Annotated in this window: 15 protein-coding genes; 6 read left to right on the top strand and 9 right to left on the bottom strand. The window is 48.3% G+C overall.

Annotation, left to right across the window (positions count from 1 at the left end; all coding sequences use genetic code 11):
• Positions 1–70 precede the first annotated feature (70 nt).
• The gene (proS, locus tag ACH3Y6_RS12085; protein ID WP_490835871.1) at positions 71–1,549 is read right to left on the bottom strand and encodes a proline--tRNA ligase; all 1,479 of its coding nucleotides are present in this window, start codon (positions 1,547–1,549) and stop codon (positions 71–73) included.
• Between the two features lie 138 nt (positions 1,550–1,687).
• On the opposite strand from proS, the gene ACH3Y6_RS12080 reads away from it, so the two are divergent.
• Both ACH3Y6_RS12080 and ACH3Y6_RS12075 read left to right on the top strand, forming a co-directional pair.
• Positions 1,688–2,464 carry a hypothetical protein gene (locus ACH3Y6_RS12080; protein WP_490835870.1) on the top strand — a complete coding sequence of 259 codons (777 nt, stop codon included), beginning with the start codon at positions 1,688–1,690 and terminating at the stop codon, positions 2,462–2,464.
• A gap of 81 nt (positions 2,465–2,545) precedes the next feature.
• A complete protein-coding gene (locus ACH3Y6_RS12075) occupies positions 2,546–4,078 on the top strand; it encodes an OmpP1/FadL family transporter (protein WP_490835869.1) in 1,533 nt (510 codons plus the stop codon).
• Positions 4,079–4,148: 70 nt separating this feature from the next.
• Here the strand turns inward: ACH3Y6_RS12075 and ACH3Y6_RS12070 are convergent, their stop codons facing one another.
• The 8 genes from ACH3Y6_RS12070 to ACH3Y6_RS12035 all read right to left on the bottom strand — a co-directional run bounded on the left by ACH3Y6_RS12070 (position 4,149) and on the right by ACH3Y6_RS12035 (position 12,967).
• The gene (locus ACH3Y6_RS12070; RefSeq protein WP_490835868.1) at positions 4,149–6,218 is read right to left on the bottom strand and encodes a M16 family metallopeptidase; all 2,070 of its coding nucleotides are present in this window, start codon (positions 6,216–6,218) and stop codon (positions 4,149–4,151) included.
• Between the two features lie 38 nt (positions 6,219–6,256).
• The gene (locus tag ACH3Y6_RS12065) at positions 6,257–7,582 is read right to left on the bottom strand and encodes a M16 family metallopeptidase (RefSeq protein WP_490835867.1); all 1,326 of its coding nucleotides are present in this window, start codon (positions 7,580–7,582) and stop codon (positions 6,257–6,259) included.
• Between the two features lie 105 nt (positions 7,583–7,687).
• Positions 7,688–8,587 (bottom strand): tRNA (adenosine(37)-N6)-dimethylallyltransferase MiaA, encoded by a 900-nt coding sequence (miaA, locus tag ACH3Y6_RS12060; protein WP_490835866.1) that lies wholly within the window; start codon positions 8,585–8,587, stop codon positions 7,688–7,690.
• Positions 8,588–8,826: 239 nt separating this feature from the next.
• Positions 8,827–9,399, bottom strand: coding sequence for an IS1096 element passenger TnpR family protein (locus ACH3Y6_RS12055; RefSeq protein WP_490835865.1), 573 nt, complete (start codon positions 9,397–9,399; stop codon positions 8,827–8,829).
• 106 nt (positions 9,400–9,505) lie between these two features.
• A complete protein-coding gene (locus tag ACH3Y6_RS12050) occupies positions 9,506–10,924 on the bottom strand; it encodes a CCA tRNA nucleotidyltransferase (protein WP_490835864.1) in 1,419 nt (472 codons plus the stop codon).
• A gap of 34 nt (positions 10,925–10,958) precedes the next feature.
• Positions 10,959–11,957 carry a glycosyltransferase family 9 protein gene (locus ACH3Y6_RS12045; RefSeq protein ID WP_490835863.1) on the bottom strand — a complete coding sequence of 333 codons (999 nt, stop codon included), beginning with the start codon at positions 11,955–11,957 and terminating at the stop codon, positions 10,959–10,961.
• A gap of 54 nt (positions 11,958–12,011) precedes the next feature.
• Positions 12,012–12,227 carry a hypothetical protein gene (locus ACH3Y6_RS12040; protein WP_490835862.1) on the bottom strand — a complete coding sequence of 72 codons (216 nt, stop codon included), beginning with the start codon at positions 12,225–12,227 and terminating at the stop codon, positions 12,012–12,014.
• A 167-nt stretch (positions 12,228–12,394) separates the two neighbouring features.
• Entirely contained in the window at positions 12,395–12,967 is a 573-nt protein-coding gene (locus ACH3Y6_RS12035) for an L-threonylcarbamoyladenylate synthase (protein ID WP_490835861.1), read from the bottom strand.
• Positions 12,968–13,078: 111 nt separating this feature from the next.
• Here ACH3Y6_RS12035 and ACH3Y6_RS12030 point away from each other — a divergent pair, with 111 nt between their 5' ends.
• From ACH3Y6_RS12030 to ACH3Y6_RS12015, 4 genes are all read left to right on the top strand, one after another.
• Positions 13,079–13,891, top strand: coding sequence for a 2,3,4,5-tetrahydropyridine-2,6-dicarboxylate N-succinyltransferase (locus ACH3Y6_RS12030; RefSeq protein WP_490835860.1), 813 nt, complete (start codon positions 13,079–13,081; stop codon positions 13,889–13,891).
• Positions 13,892–13,962: 71 nt separating this feature from the next.
• Positions 13,963–14,880 (top strand): DMT family transporter, encoded by a 918-nt coding sequence (locus ACH3Y6_RS12025; protein ID WP_490835859.1) that lies wholly within the window; start codon positions 13,963–13,965, stop codon positions 14,878–14,880.
• A gap of 116 nt (positions 14,881–14,996) precedes the next feature.
• Positions 14,997–15,752: a LiaF transmembrane domain-containing protein gene (locus tag ACH3Y6_RS12020; protein WP_490835858.1), complete on the top strand. Its 756-nt coding sequence runs from the start codon at positions 14,997–14,999 to the stop codon at positions 15,750–15,752.
• Between the two features lie 43 nt (positions 15,753–15,795).
• A complete protein-coding gene (locus tag ACH3Y6_RS12015; RefSeq protein ID WP_490835857.1) occupies positions 15,796–16,155 on the top strand; it encodes a DUF4288 domain-containing protein in 360 nt (119 codons plus the stop codon).
• The last annotated feature ends 3 nt before the right edge of the window (positions 16,156–16,158 follow it).

Here is a 16,158-nt window from a genome sequence, read left to right as displayed (position 1 = left end):
AGCTATTTTCATTCAACACCTGTCCGCCGTCAGACAGGTTCATCTGTTCCTTGTTCATCTGTTCAATATGCTAATATGCTCTGGCAAATAACACCCTTTGTGCAGAAGGTTTGCCTGTTAAAATACATTTTCCTTCTTCCTGTGGGTTATTCAAGGGGATACAGCGTATTGTAGCTTTACAGAGTTCCTTGATCTTGTCTTCTGTTTCAGGTGTACCATCCCAATGGGCTGATACAAATCCGCCTTTGTTATCCAGCAACTGCACAAACTCGTCCCAGTTGTCCGTACGGGTAATATGTTCATCACGGAACTGTTTGGCCCTGTTGAACAGGTTGACCTGTATTTCTTCCAGCAGTTGGCTGATATAGGTTTCTATACCATCCATGCTTACCGTATTCTTCTCCTTGGTGTCTCTCCTGGCTACTTCCACCACATTGTTCTCCAGGTCACGGGCGCCAATAGCAATGCGTACCGGGACCCCTTTCATTTCGTATTCGGCAAATTTCCATCCGGGTCTTGCATTGTCACTATCGTCGTATTTCACCGAAATGCCCATTGCTTTCAGGTTCTTCACCACCGCATGTACTTTTTCATCTATCAGCGCCTTTTGCTCATCCCCTTTGTAAATAGGAACAATCACCACCTGAACCGGAGCGATCTTCGGAGGCAGAATCAATCCGTCATCATCACTATGCGCCATTACCAGAGCACCGATTAACCGGGTACTCACGCCCCAGCTGGTGGCCCATACATAATCCAGTTTATTATCCCTGTCGGTGAACTTAACATCAAATGCTTTGGCGAAATTCTGCCCAAGAAAATGTGAAGTACCAGCCTGGAGCGCTTTACCATCCTGCATCAGCGCTTCAATACAATAGGTGTCTACCGCACCGGCAAAACGTTCGTTCGGACTTTTCACTCCTTTGATCACCGGCAATGCCATCCAGTTCTCTACAAAATCGGCATATACATCCAGCATTTTTTTGGTTTCCACCACCGCTTCTTCTGATGTGGCATGGGCCGTATGTCCCTCCTGCCAGAGAAACTCGGCCGTACGAAGAAACAAACGGGTACGCATTTCCCAACGAACCACATTGGCCCATTGGTTCACGAGGATGGGCAGGTCGCGGTACGACTGTATCCATCCTTTATACGTATTCCAGATAATGGCTTCACTGGTGGGGCGCACTACCAATTCTTCTTCCAGCCTTGCTTCTGGGTCAACAATCAGTTTACCTTTGTTATTCGGATCAGAAGTAAGCCGGTAATGGGTTACCACTGCGCATTCTTTGGCAAAACCTTCCGCATTCTTTTCCTCTGCCTCAAACAGGCTCTTGGGAATGAACAGCGGGAAATACGCATTCTGGTGACCGGTTTCCTTGAACATCCTGTCAAGCACATCCCGCATATTCTCCCACAACGCAAAACCATAAGGTTTGATGACCATACAACCCCTAACAGCGCTATAATCTGCAAGACTTCCCTTGATCACCAGGTCATTATACCATTGTGAATAATCCTGCGCTCTTGATGTAATTTCCTTTCCCATATTTGTTTAACATTCTTTTAACATATATAAAGACTTACAATTGTTAGTTGGCAAAGGATTTGTCACACTATTGTAAGAAGCCTTACCGGCTGCGCAAATGTAGGTAACTTAGCTTTATCTAACCCTAATCCTGCTTATATGAAACAGGTTTTACTACTATCGCTACTTGCTGTAACTGTACTCTCCGGTTGTTCCACTGCCTTTAAAAACGGGCAAACACCTGATGATGTGTATTATTCACCCGGCCGCGAGCTGGAAGAGGAAGTGCTGAGCCAAAAGGATCAGCAAAAGCAAAAAGAAGCCTACGAGGCTTATGTCAGCAGCATGGACGACAGGTACCTGCGCATGAAAGTAGCCAACCGCTACCGTTGGGGCGGGATCGACAATTTTGACTATTGGTACGATAGCCGCTACGACTTCGGCACATACAATTATCAATATTATAGCAGCCTGAATCCTTATGCCTACTGGAGTCCAGGATTTGGATTGGGTATGGGCTACGGTAATTACTACCCCGGCAGGTATGGCTGGGGATGGAGCAGCCCTGTGTACACGGTGGTTCATTATTACTCACTGGTACCCAGTAACCCCGGTGGTTATACTTTCGGCAGCAATATCACTGCCTACCGTAATAAGAATTACGACAATAGCAACTATGGTTACAAAGACCCCAAAACAGGCGCTTTTGTACCCGGCGGCAGTAACAGTAACTTCGGCAGCCTGTTAAAAAGAGTGTTCTCCGGTTCATCGGAGGGTAGTAGCTACAGTTACGACAGGCCTGTAAGGACCTTTAACTCACCTTCCAATAATCCAACCTATACACCACCTCCTACCAGCAGCAGTGCGGGTGGTAACAGCGGTGGATTCAAGAGCACCGGCAGCAGTACCAGCACCGGCCGTGGAGGACGAGGATAAACTTTTTCCATTCATCATTATCCCATTATCAAAACACCTGGTCAGGTTTTCACGGTTCATCGTGTACCCAAAAACGCTTGTATGAAAAAATATCTACTAGTTATATTTTCCATAGCCAGTACCACCCTTTTTGCCCAAAATCCCGATGACGCCTTACGTACGGCCTGGTTTACCCAGAATGGCACCGGCCGCAACATGGCCACCGGAGGTGTGATGGGTTCCCTGGGTGGCGATATCACCGCCAACCATGTAAACCCTGCGGGGATCGGCCTTTTCAAAACGAACGAATTCGTTTTGAGTCCGGGCTTTGGTCTGAACAGGAATAAGTTCAACTACCGTGGTACCGACACCATCAGCAACCGGAACAATTTTAATTATGGAGCTTCCGGATTTATCCTGAGTTCATCCTACAAAGGCAGGGAACGCAAATGGACCAGCAGCGCTGTTGCCATTTCGGTGAACCAGGTGGCCAATTATAACAACCATGTTCAGTTCAAAGGATTCAACAACATGAGTTCTTTCACTGAGCAATACCTGGAAGAACTTACCCGCGACCGTGCCGATACCAATGCAGCTTTGAGCAATTATATCTTTGGCTCTTCCCTTGCGTTCCGGACTTTCCTGATCGATACTTTGAGCGGCCCCGGCGGATCTGTGGCAGGTTACCAAAGCCTGGTGCCCATCTCCAGCGGAGTGAACCAGTCATACGACGCCAATACTTTTGGCGGCTATCATGAGATCGCGCTGGGCCTTGCAGGTAACCTGGAAGATAAAATGTATGTAGGTGGCAGCCTCACCATCCCGGTGATCAGTTACCGGCGCAATCTTACCTATAGTGAAACTGATGCCACCAGCCGTACCGATAACCAGTTCAAATCATTTGAGTATACCGAGAACTTTTCCTCACAGGGCATCGGTGTAGGCGTAAAACTGGGAACGATCTATAAACCCAAGGAATACTGGCGCATCGGTTTTGCCTTTCACAGTCCGCAACTGATGGGCTTTACCGACAAGATCAGTTCTTCCATCACCGCCAATACGGAAAGTTATGCTGGCATCCGTACAGCCAGCAGTAACGCGCTGAACAGCGGCCGTTCCGGCGAACGTAAATACAATATGATCACGCCCTGGAGGGCCATCATCAGTGCCAGTTATGTATTCCGTGAGATCAGCGATACCCGCAGGCAACGCGCTTTCATCAGTGCCGACCTCGAATATGTGAATTACCGGGGTGCCCGTTTTTCCGCAGCAGATAAATCAGATCAGGCCCTCAGGGATTATTACAGCATCGTGAATGAAGGCATCAAAGACACTTACAAGGGAAATATCAACCTGCGCCTTGGTGGTGAGTTAAAACTGCACACCATCATGTTCCGGATCGGCGGAGCCTATTATGGAAGCCCTTATGCCGATGCGGCGCTGAAAGCCAACCGTATCCTGGCATCTGGTGGAGTGGGTTACCGCGATCATGGCATTTTTATCGATCTTACCTACTCACATATGTTCACGAAAGATGCACAGTTCGCTTACCGTCTGAACGATAAGCCCAACACATTCGCCACACAAACCGGCGGCCGGGGCACCATCATGATGACCTTCGGATGTAAATTCTGATAGAAGTTCCCATCATAAAGAAGAAGGCCAGTTGATTCAACTGGCCTTCTTCTTTGCGTAACTGAATTACCTATTTGATATCATCCAAAGTCAACCCCTGGTTCACTTTGGTCTCAGAGATCTCGGTATTGATCTTGAACTGACCGGTATCCATCACCAGTTTCACAGGAAGTTTCACACCATGAAAGGTCTTGTATTCTGTATTGGTGACACTGATCGTCATTTTGCCGCCCGGTGTTTCCTGGGTTCGGGCTTCCTTTACACGCAAACCGGTTGCCACATCATAAAAGAAATTAATGGTTCTTCCTTTAGGCGATCTGATCTCCAGGTTATAGGCATCTTTCCCTTCTACCTGCTCAATCCCTTTTACAGTATAGCTGTACCCACCTTTTTTCTGCATATACAGTTCTGGTATCAGCGAAGCAGCTTCATCCAGTTCTTCCTTATCCTCGTCTTTCAATTGCTGTTCCATGCCCTGCTGTGCCACCAGGTAGGTACCATTTTTTGTCATCTGTTTGGCTACAGCAATCCCGCCCATACTGATGTGCTGCAGATAACCCGAAGGAAGCACATACTGCGCTGTAAAGTCAAGGCTCTGCCCCATCACACTGGCCGTTCCCTTCATGGATACGTCCTTTAATGCTGCGATGGCCGCTTCTCCACCCTGTGCCTCAATCGCTTTGTTCAGTACGCTGGACGGTGTGATATCTGCACCTGCCTTTTTCTCTACAGGCGCTGCCTTTTCATTACCATACACATCAAAATACCTCACTTCACCATATTTTTCCAACCCAGGTGCGATCTGTTTTGCGTTACCCACGATCACCACATGCATCTTTCCGGGTGTCACATATTTGTTGGCCATGGACTGTACGGCACTGTTATCTACAAGCGACAGATTCTTCAGGTAATTCTGGTAATAGTCCTTGGGCAACCCATAACGAGCCACATTCAATGCAAAATTGGCGATGGTGGCAGGGCTTTCCAGCGAGCGGGCAAAACTGCCGCTCATTTCATTTTTAGACCGGCCCAGGTCCTCATTGCTGACTGCTTCATTACGTATGCGGTTCAGTTCCACAAAGAACTGGCCAATGGCGCTGTCTGTTTTTTCATTACGCACAGAAGCACTGGCTGTAAAGTTACCTACCAGTTTATCTGCCTGCAGTGATGAGTAAGCGCCATAGGTAAACCCGTGTTTCTCACGCAGGTTCTTATACAATCTGCCGGAAGACCCATTGCCCAACAGGTTGTTCATCACAGAAGCAGCGATCGCATCAGGTGCACCGGGTTTCAATGGTACCGGTGTTACCAGGTTGATCACACTCTGTACGGAACTGGGCCTGTCTACAATAGCAATATAGGTCTTGGCCGGAGCCACCGGCATCGCAAAATCCTGTGCTGGCAATTCTCCCTTCTGCCAGCTACCAAAATGTGTTTCTGCCAGTTTCCTGGCTTCTTCCGGTGTAATATCCCCCACAAAGATCAGGTAGGCGATATTCGGTTTCCAGTAAGTGGTATAATAAGAGCGGATATCTTCTACCGTAACCCTTTTTACGGTCTCTTCGGTCTCTATTTCACCGTAGGGATGATCTTTCCCGTATACCAGTCGGCTTACCACATTCTCTGCAATGGCATTGGCATCTTCCTTGGCCTGTGCCAGGCCGGATAATTCCTGGCGGCGGATCTTCTCCAACTCATCGGCCGGAAAAGAAGGGCGCAGGGCAATATCGGCCATCAGCGCAAACAGTTTACTGAAATTATTCTTGAGCGATCCGCCACTGACACTGCGTGCCGAAGTATTGATGTTGGCGCCCAGGAAATCGATCTCTTCATCCAACACGGCTTTTTTCATGCTGGTGGTTCCCCTACGAAATAACTGTCCGGCCATACTGACCAGACCGGCTTTGTCGCCCTCCCGGATCGTTTCGCGATCAATGGTGAGTGTGGCTGACACCCTCGGCAGTTTGGTGTTCTGCACCACGAATACACGTAAGCCGTTGGCCAGTGTAAAAGAGGCGGGCTCTCCTACTTTGATCACGGGTGCGGGTCCTGGTTTCGGAGCCTGGGTTCTGTTGATCTTCACCTGTGCCATCACGGCCATGGGTGTAACTATCAGGAAGTATAGGAATATCTTTTTCATGTTCTTGCGTTTAGATTGTTGAGTCAGCGAAACACTGTTTATTTCTTGGATCCCTTGGGTACATAGTACAGTGTTACCCGGTTCTCCTTATTCAGGTATTTCTGTGCCACTTTCATCAGATCCTCACGGGTAACTTTGTTGTAGCGGTTGATCTCCGTATTGATCAGGTTGGCATCGCCAAAATATACCTGGTAATTGGCCAGCGATTCAGCGATCCCTGCCATGGATGCATTCCTGTTGACGATATCGGTAGTGATCTTGTTCCTTACTTTTTCAAACTCGCGCTCATCCACCAGTTTTTCCTTCACGCCATCCACCACTACTTGTATCTCTTTTTCCAGGTCTTCGGGTTTCACGTTCATATTGGCAATACCGAAAGTGATGAAGAGACCTGCGTCTTCCAGCGCATAATTGAAAGCACCAGCCTGCACGGCCAGCTGTTTTTCATCCACGATGGCTTTGTTCATGCGGGAAGAGTTACCGCCTGAAAGCAGCGAAGAGAGTACATTGAATGCATAATATTCCTCACTACCCTGCCTGGGAGAACGATAGGCCTGCACCACGGCAGGCAGCTGGATATTATCCTCGATCACATCCCGGACTTCTCCACCCAGCGGCGGTTCGCTAATGGCGGGCCTGGGTATGGGCTGAGCGCCTTTGGGGATCGGTCCGAAATAAGCGCTGATCTGCTGTTTCAACTGCGGTATATCAATATCACCTGCGATGCTCAGCACGCAGTTATTAGGTACATAAAACGTTTTGTAGAACTGGATGAAATCAGAAAGTTTTGCCCTGCTCAGGTGCTCCAGCGAACCGATCGGCTGCCATTTATAAGGATGCTCCCTGAATGCCCTCTTGAAGATCTCTCCGATGATGGTTCCATAGGGCTGGTTATCAATCCTTTGACGTTTTTCTTCTTTCACCACTTCTTTCTGCGTATTCACGCCAACCTCTTCGATCTTGGCATGTAACATACGCTCACTCTCCAACCAAAGGCCCAATGCCACCTGGTTGCTGGGAAAGAGTTCAAAATAATAGGTCCTGTCCTGGGTGGTATTGGCATTGTTATAGCCACCCGCGTTTGAGGTATATTTATCAAAATCCCCCCTTTTGATGTTCTCACTTCCTTCGAACATAAGGTGTTCGAAGAAATGCGCAAAACCGGTACGTGCCGTGTCCTCGTTCTTCGACCCTACATGGTACAGGGCCGACACCGCCACTACCGGCGCCGTTTTATCCTGGTGCAGGATCACCGTTAAGCCGTTGGGCAATGTGTACTTCTCAAAAGTGATTTTGGGTGCCTGCGCCTGTGTACCGTTGATAAACAACAGAACAGCCGGCAGGGTCATGAGCCATTTTCGCATAATTATGTTTTTGATAGGTTTCCGTATCGAATACCTGTAAGATAAACGAATCAATATTATTTGTAATAATAAAGCGGCGATTATTACACAACAGCTAACATTTTTTTAACCTTTTACCAGTGCCACCAGCTGCTGCAAGGCAGCTGCCGAAGGCTCGTACCATTGAAACGCCTGATCCTTCCGGAACCAGGTAAGCTGTCGTTTGGCGTAATGACGGGTATTCGTCTTGATATGGTTCACGGCTTCTTCGAGACTGCAGTGGCCATCCAGGTGTTCGAATAACTCCCGGTATCCGACCGTCTGCAGCGCATTATGTGACCGGTAGTGCGTTAATGATTTCACCTCTTCCAGTAATCCCTCCTGCATCATCTGGTCAACCCTCCGGTGAATACGTTCCTGCAACTGCTCTTTGGGAATGTTCAATCCGATCTTGATCACACGGAAAGGACGTTCCACCTTTTTAGCTGTCCGGAATGCCAGGATGGACTCTCCCGTGGCATTGAATACTTCCAGTGCGCGCATCAAACGCTGCGGATTCTGTTTTTCGGCCACTGCCCAGAATGCAGGATCTTTTGTTTGCAATTCTTTCTGCAGCCAGATCAATCCTTTCTGCTCATATCCTTTGATCACATCCTGCCGCACGGCATCCGGCACTTCCGGCATGGGATCGATCCCTTCACAAAAGGCCTTGATGTACAAACCGGTGCCACCCACCATCACAGCTACGGGATGGTGTTGAAAAATGGCTTCAGCAGCCGCCAGCGCATATTTTTCGAAACTTCCTGCATTCAGATCCTCCGTTACCGAATGCGAAGCGATAAAATGGTGCTTCACCGCTGCCAGCTCCTGCTCCGTAGGCCTGGCAACACCGATCCGCATTTCGCGGTAACACTGACGTGAATCGGCAGAGATGATCTCTGTTTGAAAATGTTTCGCCACCTCCATAGCAAATGCGGTCTTACCAACAGCAGTGGGTCCGGCAATGATGATAATGGTTGGCTGCATGCAGTGGGAATGTTGAAGAGGTTAGAGAGGGTTAGAGAAGGTTAAAGGGGTTAAAAGGGTTAAAGAGGTTAAAATAGTTAAAATAAAGAGTAAGAATGGGTGAGATGTGTTGATAAAACAGGGAATAGCTGATGGTTATGCGGGGTCATCGGAATGGTACACTGCAAAATACTTCTGCCTCTCCCCCCCATTTAACCCTTTTAACCTCTTTAACCCCTTTAACTATTTTAACCCTTCCCCTAAAAATCATCCTCCTGCCCCGTACTATCATCAGCGGCTTCCTCTTCATCGGCCTCGGTATCGCCTTCATCCCCTTCCGTACCAAAACCTTCGGCGGCTTCGGCGAGATCGTATTTTTCTTCTATGTCGGTGAACTTATCTCCCAACAGGCTCTTGGTCCCGTATTGTTGCGGGCCGATACCTTCTGTGCGGGTAACTGCAGGATAACTGAGTTTGCTGCTCTCTTCCTTGCTTACATTGATCAGTTCCACCAGGAACACCCAGTGCTTTTCAAAATCATATTCGTAAATGAACTTCTGATTGGTATCACGGATCTCAGAACCAATGGTCACTTCCGCCATCAGCAGCGGCTCCACCACATAGGGTTTGTCGTACCGCTCAAAACTGATCTCCCTTCCCCGCTGCCAGTTATCGTTACTTCGGTAAAAAGTGGCTTTGTGTTTAGAATCGAACTCATACGATTTCAATATGGCGAAATGCAACTCCTGAAAGTTCTGTGTGTGTTTGATCACCACATCCCTGTATACTGCATCATCTTCTTCCAGGTAGATCCGGAATTTTAATATAGCCATTCGGTTGTTTTATTGGTTTGTTGGTTTATCTAACTAAAGAACGCAATACTGACCACTCACTACTCACTACTCACTACTCACGATTACCCATTCACAAAACTACAATTTATTCCACCGCCGACAAGTTCAGCTCGGCCGCTTTTTGCAGCATGAAAGCATGGGCCGCTTCAAAATCGTTGGGGATCAGTCCATCAAGGATCGCTTCCCGGATAGCATCTTTGATGACACCAACGGTTTTACCGGGACTAAGCCCGAATTTGGCCATGATCATCTCTCCCGAGATAGGTGGTTGCCAGTTACGGATCTTATCGCTTTCCTCTACTTCCTGCAGTCGTTTGCGCACCATTTCGAAATTCTTGAGGAAACGTTTCACCTTATTGGGATTCTTGCTGGTGATATCCGCCTCGCACAACATCATGAGATGGTCGATATCTTCACCTGCATCGAACAACAATCTGCGGATGGCGCTATCGGTGATATTCTCTTTGGTGAGACTGATGGGACGCAGGTGCAGTAACACCAGTTTCTGTACCATCCGCATCTTTTCATTCAGCGGAAGTTTGAGACGCGTGAAGATCTTAGGCACCATCCTTGCCCCTACCACTTCGTGACCATGAAAGGTCCAGCCATGTCCCTCCTCGAATTTTTTGGTAGGTGGTTTGCCGATATCGTGCAGTAACGCGGCCCAGCGTATCCAGAGGTCTCCGGTATTTTCTGAAATATTATCCAGTACCTGCAGGGTATGGTAAAAGTTATCCTTATGCCCTTTACCATCCACATATTCTGCACCGTGCAGGTCAACCATTTGCGGAAAAATGATCTGCAACAGACCGGAACGGAACAAGAGGTCCCAGCCAACAGAGGGTTTTCGACTCAGCATGATCTTGTTCAGCTCATCCGTGATGCGTTCCTGCGACACGATCCTGATCCGATGCGTATTATCCCGGATGGCCTGGAAAGTCTCTTCAGCTATCACGAAGCCCAACTGTGAGGCAAAACGGATGGCGCGCATCATCCGCAGCGGATCATCACTGAAGGTCTGGAGGGGTGCCAGAGGTGTCTGTAAGATTTTCCGTTCAATATCCCTCAACCCGTTAAAGGGATCCACCAGTGTACCAAAATCCGCTTGATTCAGGCTGATGGCAATGGCATTGATGGTAAAATCACGCCGGTTCTGATCGTCTTCCAGTGTTCCGGGCAGCACTTCAGGCTTGCGGCTGTTCTGGCTGTAACTTTCTTTTCGGGCGCCCACAAATTCTATCTCAAAATCGTCGAGTTTGATCTGGGCGGTACCGAATGTCTTGAAATAGGCCACCGTTGGTTTGGGACGGAATGCCGCAGCCACGGCATGAGCCAGTTCAATACCGTCTCCCATACAAACAATATCCGCATCTTTCGTAGGACGGCCAATGATCTTATCACGTACAAAACCACCGATCAGGTAACAGGGAACATCCAGCTGTTGCGCTGCAGCAGCTATTTTTTCAAAAATACCCAACTCCCTATCTGTACATACAATATCCATGTGCTGCAAATGTAAGGTGGCTTGGCCAATTGCATCATTTTGAGAGTACAGCCAGTAATTGCGGGGTAGTGATCAGCCTGGCACAGCTAAAATGAGCCTGTGGGCAGGCTTTTTTGCCATGTAGTCCGCAGGGGCGGCAAGACAAGGGTTCTGCCACTTCCACCACATGGCTGTTGTCGGACAAGGGTCCGAAACCAAAAGCGGGGATGGTGGAACAATACACTGCCGTTACCGGTGCATTGACAGAGGAGGCGAAATGCATTGGCGCCGAATCATTCACATAATTCATCACCGCGTCCTGTTGCAGAGCAGCCGATTCCAGGAAACGCAGCTGACCGGCCAGGTTCACCACAATTCGCCCCCCGCAGGCGGCAACGATCTCATCGCAAAGTGCCCGATCGCCTGGAGCGCCCAGCAGGTATACCTGCAACGATGGCGGTAAAGCCTGTACCAGCTGGATCCATTGTTCTTTCGGGAATTGTTTGGTGAACCAGACAGAAGCAGGTGCTATGCACACATAAGGTTGCGTTTTCCATCCGGCTACGGCAGCCATATCGGCATCAGAAGGGTATAACCTGGGTTTGGCTGCTTTATCATCGGTGAAGGAACGGATGAGTTCATGGTTACGTTCTATCTCGTGCATGGTGTGATCGCCTTCACTGATCACATGCCTCACCACATCTGAAAAAAGGAAACTGAATGGATTCTTATCAAACCCGATCGTTTGTTTACCACCGGAGAACGCAGTGAGGATACCCGTAGCGGCAAAACGCTGCACATTGATCACCAGGTCGTATTTGCTGCGGCGGATCTGTTTCAACAGGGTAAACAGGTTCGCATATTTAGGCCCTTTTTTATCCCAGACAAGTACCGTATGTACAAAAGGATGTCCTGTAAACAACGACTCATTGCCTTTGCGCACCAATATCGAGATACTTGCATCCGGAAAATAGACATGCAGTTTTTCGAGAATACCGGTAGCCAGTACCACATCGCCGATAAAAGCCGTTTGTATCACAAGCATTTTCTGCATGGTGCAAAACTATAGAAGATGCGGGAGTTGACCGGAAAAGATTTACAGTATCCGCTACTCATACTCCAGCTCATTGCTGAAGAATTCCCAATCGAATAACAGAAAACTCGAAGAGATCCTTTTCAAGGAAGCATTCTGCCTGGTCTGCCTGATAAAAGGTTTGCGCAGTCTTTTGGATTGAATGGTATGAGAAGCCAGTCCCAGCCCAAGTATCGCCTTGAGAAAAGGTTGCATTTTGTCATTGGGAACATCAAGGATTACTCTGGTCATGGCTTATTTTCCTTACTAGAAATGTACTGCATTTTATTGAGCCATGCAAGCATTTACCCGATTATCTTACCTGGAATTATCAGAGATTTAACAATGCAGCTTTTCTAAGCAATTCTGAGCCAGAAAATTAACAGAAAAACCTTTTTTCACACAGGGTTTTGCACATTTCAGGGACGTATGATACTGAGTGTTCCGTCTTTTTCCCATTTCACAATCGACGAAGGTTTTCGGTATTCTGTTTCTTCCTGTCGATAGCTTACCACATAATCCACCCCATTGATGATAGAAGGTTCAATTTCCTTGAAACACAGTGGTGACGGGTATCCGCTGATATTGGCTGAAGTACTGACAATGGGTTTTCGGAACCGTTTGATGAGGTGTTTACAAAAAGCATCCTCACAGATACGGATACCCACCGAACCATCATCAGCCAACAGGTTCTCGGCCAGTCCAATGGCCCCCTCATAGATCACTGTGGTAGGGCGGCTCACACCTTTGATATAATCGAATATCTGAAGTTCCGGCTGGGAAACATACGTGAGTATATCCCGCTCATCAGCCACCAGAACGATCATAGATTTACTGTCGATACGTTTTTTCAGCCGGTAGATCTTTTCCACGGCTTCCGGGTTGGTGGCATCGCAGCCAATACCCCATACCGTATCGGTCGGGTACAGGATCAGGCCGCCCGCCTGCAGTTTTTCGAGACAATATTCAAGATCGTTGCTAAATGGCAGCATAAGCGTATCGATAAGTGCTTTCCAGGCACCAAATTACTAATTGTGACAGAACAATTACCCAACAAAGTTCTCATAAAGTTTTCATACTGTATGTTTGCAAAAAATTTACGCATGTCCTTACAAGCTCAGATCCAGGAAGCCTGGAGCAACCGCGAACTTTTAAAAGATCCTGTTTATACAGATGCGGTGAAAGCCGTGATTGAAGAAGTAGACAAAGGCCGCCTGCGGGTGGCTGCCCCTGCCGAACAGGGTTGGGTGGTGAATGAATGGGTGAAACAGGCCATCCTGTTATATTTCGGCATACAGCAAATGCAGACATGGGAACTGCCGCCCTTTGAGTTCTATGATAAAATGCTGCTGAAAAGCAATTACAAAGAGCTGGGCGTACGTGCCGTACCACATGCGGTGGCCCGTTATGGCGCCTATATCGCCAAAAATGTGGTATTGATGCCCAGTTATGTGAATATCGGTGCCTATGTAGACGAAGGAACCATGGTAGATACCTGGGCTACGGTAGGCAGCTGCGCCCAGATTGGCAAAGGCGTGCACCTAAGCGGCGGTGTGGGAATCGGCGGTGTACTGGAGCCCCTGCAGGCCAGTCCGGTGATCATTGAAGATGGCTGTTTTATCGGCAGCCGCTGTATCGTGGTGGAAGGTGTGGTTGTTGAAAAAGAAGCCGTACTGGGCGCCAACGTCGTTCTGACCCAATCCACCAAGATCATTGATGTGAGCGGTTCCGAACCGGTTGAATACAAAGGACGTGTTCCGGCCCGCAGCGTAGTCATACCCGGCAGCTACAGCAAAAAATTCAATGCCGGCGAATACAGTGTCAGCTGTGCCCTCATCATCGGTCAGCGTAAAGCCAGTACCGATCTCAAGACCAGTCTGAACGATGCACTGCGCGATTTTAATGTGAGCGCCTAAATTCTCTTACCGTGACCCTGGCCCATAGTCCATGGTCACGGTTTTATTTACTATGATTATCCATCAGGGTTATGGACAAAAAGATCACCCTTGCCGGTTTTTTAATTACCCTGCTGGGGGCTATCTTTTTTTCTACCAAAGCCATCTTTGTTAAACTGGCATTCCAGGCCACACAGGTAGATGCCATCACACTGTTGAGCCTGCGTATGCTCTTCTCACTGCCTTTCTACCTGGTTGCCGCCTGGATGGCTTCCAGGAAAGAAAATAAAACCCCTTTGAGCCGGCGCGACTGGCTCCTCATCCTGGTGATGGGTATACTGGGGTATTACCTGAGCAGCCTGTTCGATTTTATTGGTCTTCAATATGTTTCAGCCGGACTGGAAAGGCTGATCCTTTTTCTCTACCCCACTTTTGCGGTACTGATCAATACCTTTTATTTCAAGACCCGCCTGAGCCGGGTTCAGCTGGTGGCCTTGGTACTAACCTATCTTGGTATCGGCATTGCGTATTTTGGCGAACTGAAAATGGATACCTCGAATCCACATTTCTATTATGGCTCATTCATGATCTTTCTCTGTGCCATCACGTATTCATTTTACCTGGTAGGCACGGGCAGAATGGTACAGAAAGTAGGGGTAACCCGGTATACGGCATATGCCATGCTTGCCGCAACTGCCGGAATCTTCATCAATTTCCTGGTGACGCACCGGGTGCAGGACATCCCCCTGTCTGCCACGCTGGCCTGGTATGGCATTGCACTGGCCGTGATCGCTACCGTATTCCCCTCTTTCCTGATGAGCAACGGCATGAAGCGTATCGGCAGCAACAACGTATCCATCATCACCAGTATCGGCCCTGTTTCTACCATCCTGCAGGCCCACTGGTTTTTGGGTGAGCATATTATTCCGGCACAGATCATCGGTACCGCACTGGTAATTGCCGGGGTAATCCTGATCGGCTGGCAGTCGCAATATGCCGGTGAGAAATAAATCCAATTTTTTTACCGAAGCTTTCCTGTCGTTTACCGGCGATTTCGGGTTAACAGCCTAAAGTCTATTGACCCGGGGAGTCCCCTCTCCTAGTTTTGCTGTATAAATATTTCAAAATGGAAAACGAAAGCAGAAAACCCAGCCTGATAAACGAGAAACACGACCGGTTCTGGACGGGCTTCGCCTTCCTGGTGGTTGGTGCGGCATTATTGCTGCAGAAAATGGGAGCCGGTCTTCCCGACTGGCTATTTACCTGGCCCATGATACTGATCATTGCAGGTGTGGTAACCGGTTTGAAACACAGGTTCACCAATGCTTCCTGGCTGATCATGATGGCTATCGGCGTATTTTTTCTCTGGGATGAAATGATGATCGATCTTGACCTGAAACGTTATTTCTGGCCTGTCATCATCATTGGCGTTGGCCTGATCTTTATGTTCCGGCCCAGAAAAAAATGGTACCGTGAGCGTGAAAAATGGGGCCTGCCGGATGAAAATATCAGTTTCGGTGCAGGCTATTCCTCTCAATCATCAGATGATGTGATCAACAGCACTTCCATTTTCGGTGGTGTAAAAAAAGTGATTACTTCAAAAGATTTTAAAGGCGGGGAAATCGTTTGTTTCATGGGTGGCGCTGAGTATAACCTCAGCCAGGCCGATATTACAGGGCCTGTCAGCATCGAGATCATCCAGGTATTTGGCGGTACCAAACTGGTAGTTCCCCCGCATTGGGAGATCCGTTCCGAAGCGGTGGCCATTTTTGCAGGCATCGAAGACAAACGTCCTGCACAACCCGGTAGCTTCGACCCTAATAAAGTGCTGATCCTGAAAGGAACTACCATATTCGGCGGAATCGAGATCAAAAGCTATTGATCTGTATATGACATATCCACCCCACACCAAAATTATAATTCCCATGCAATGGTATCTGGCCAAACTGGTATACCGCATCATCTGCGGTCCCGGCAACCACACCGCCCAGTTTGATGAACAACTAAGACTGATCTGTGCAGACGATGCATTACATGCTTTCAACAAAGCACAACTGGTGGGACAGCGGGAACAGGACTGCTTCAACAACCACCATCAGCAACCCGTTCACTGGAAATTCATCAATGTTACGGAGTTGCACAAACTGGAAGCGCTTTCAGACGGAGCAGAAGTATATTCCCGCATTTACGAAGATGCCGATGGCGACAAATACCAGCATACCGTACAGGTAAAATCAAGATATTTGTCGGAACACTGTACCGAACAATTTATCCAGTCATTGTAAGTC

The organism is Sediminibacterium sp. FW305-C-269, assembly GCF_058231045.1.
The sequence above is the reverse complement of the archived record's forward strand: the minus strand, read 5'-3'. Positions and strand labels throughout refer to the sequence as shown.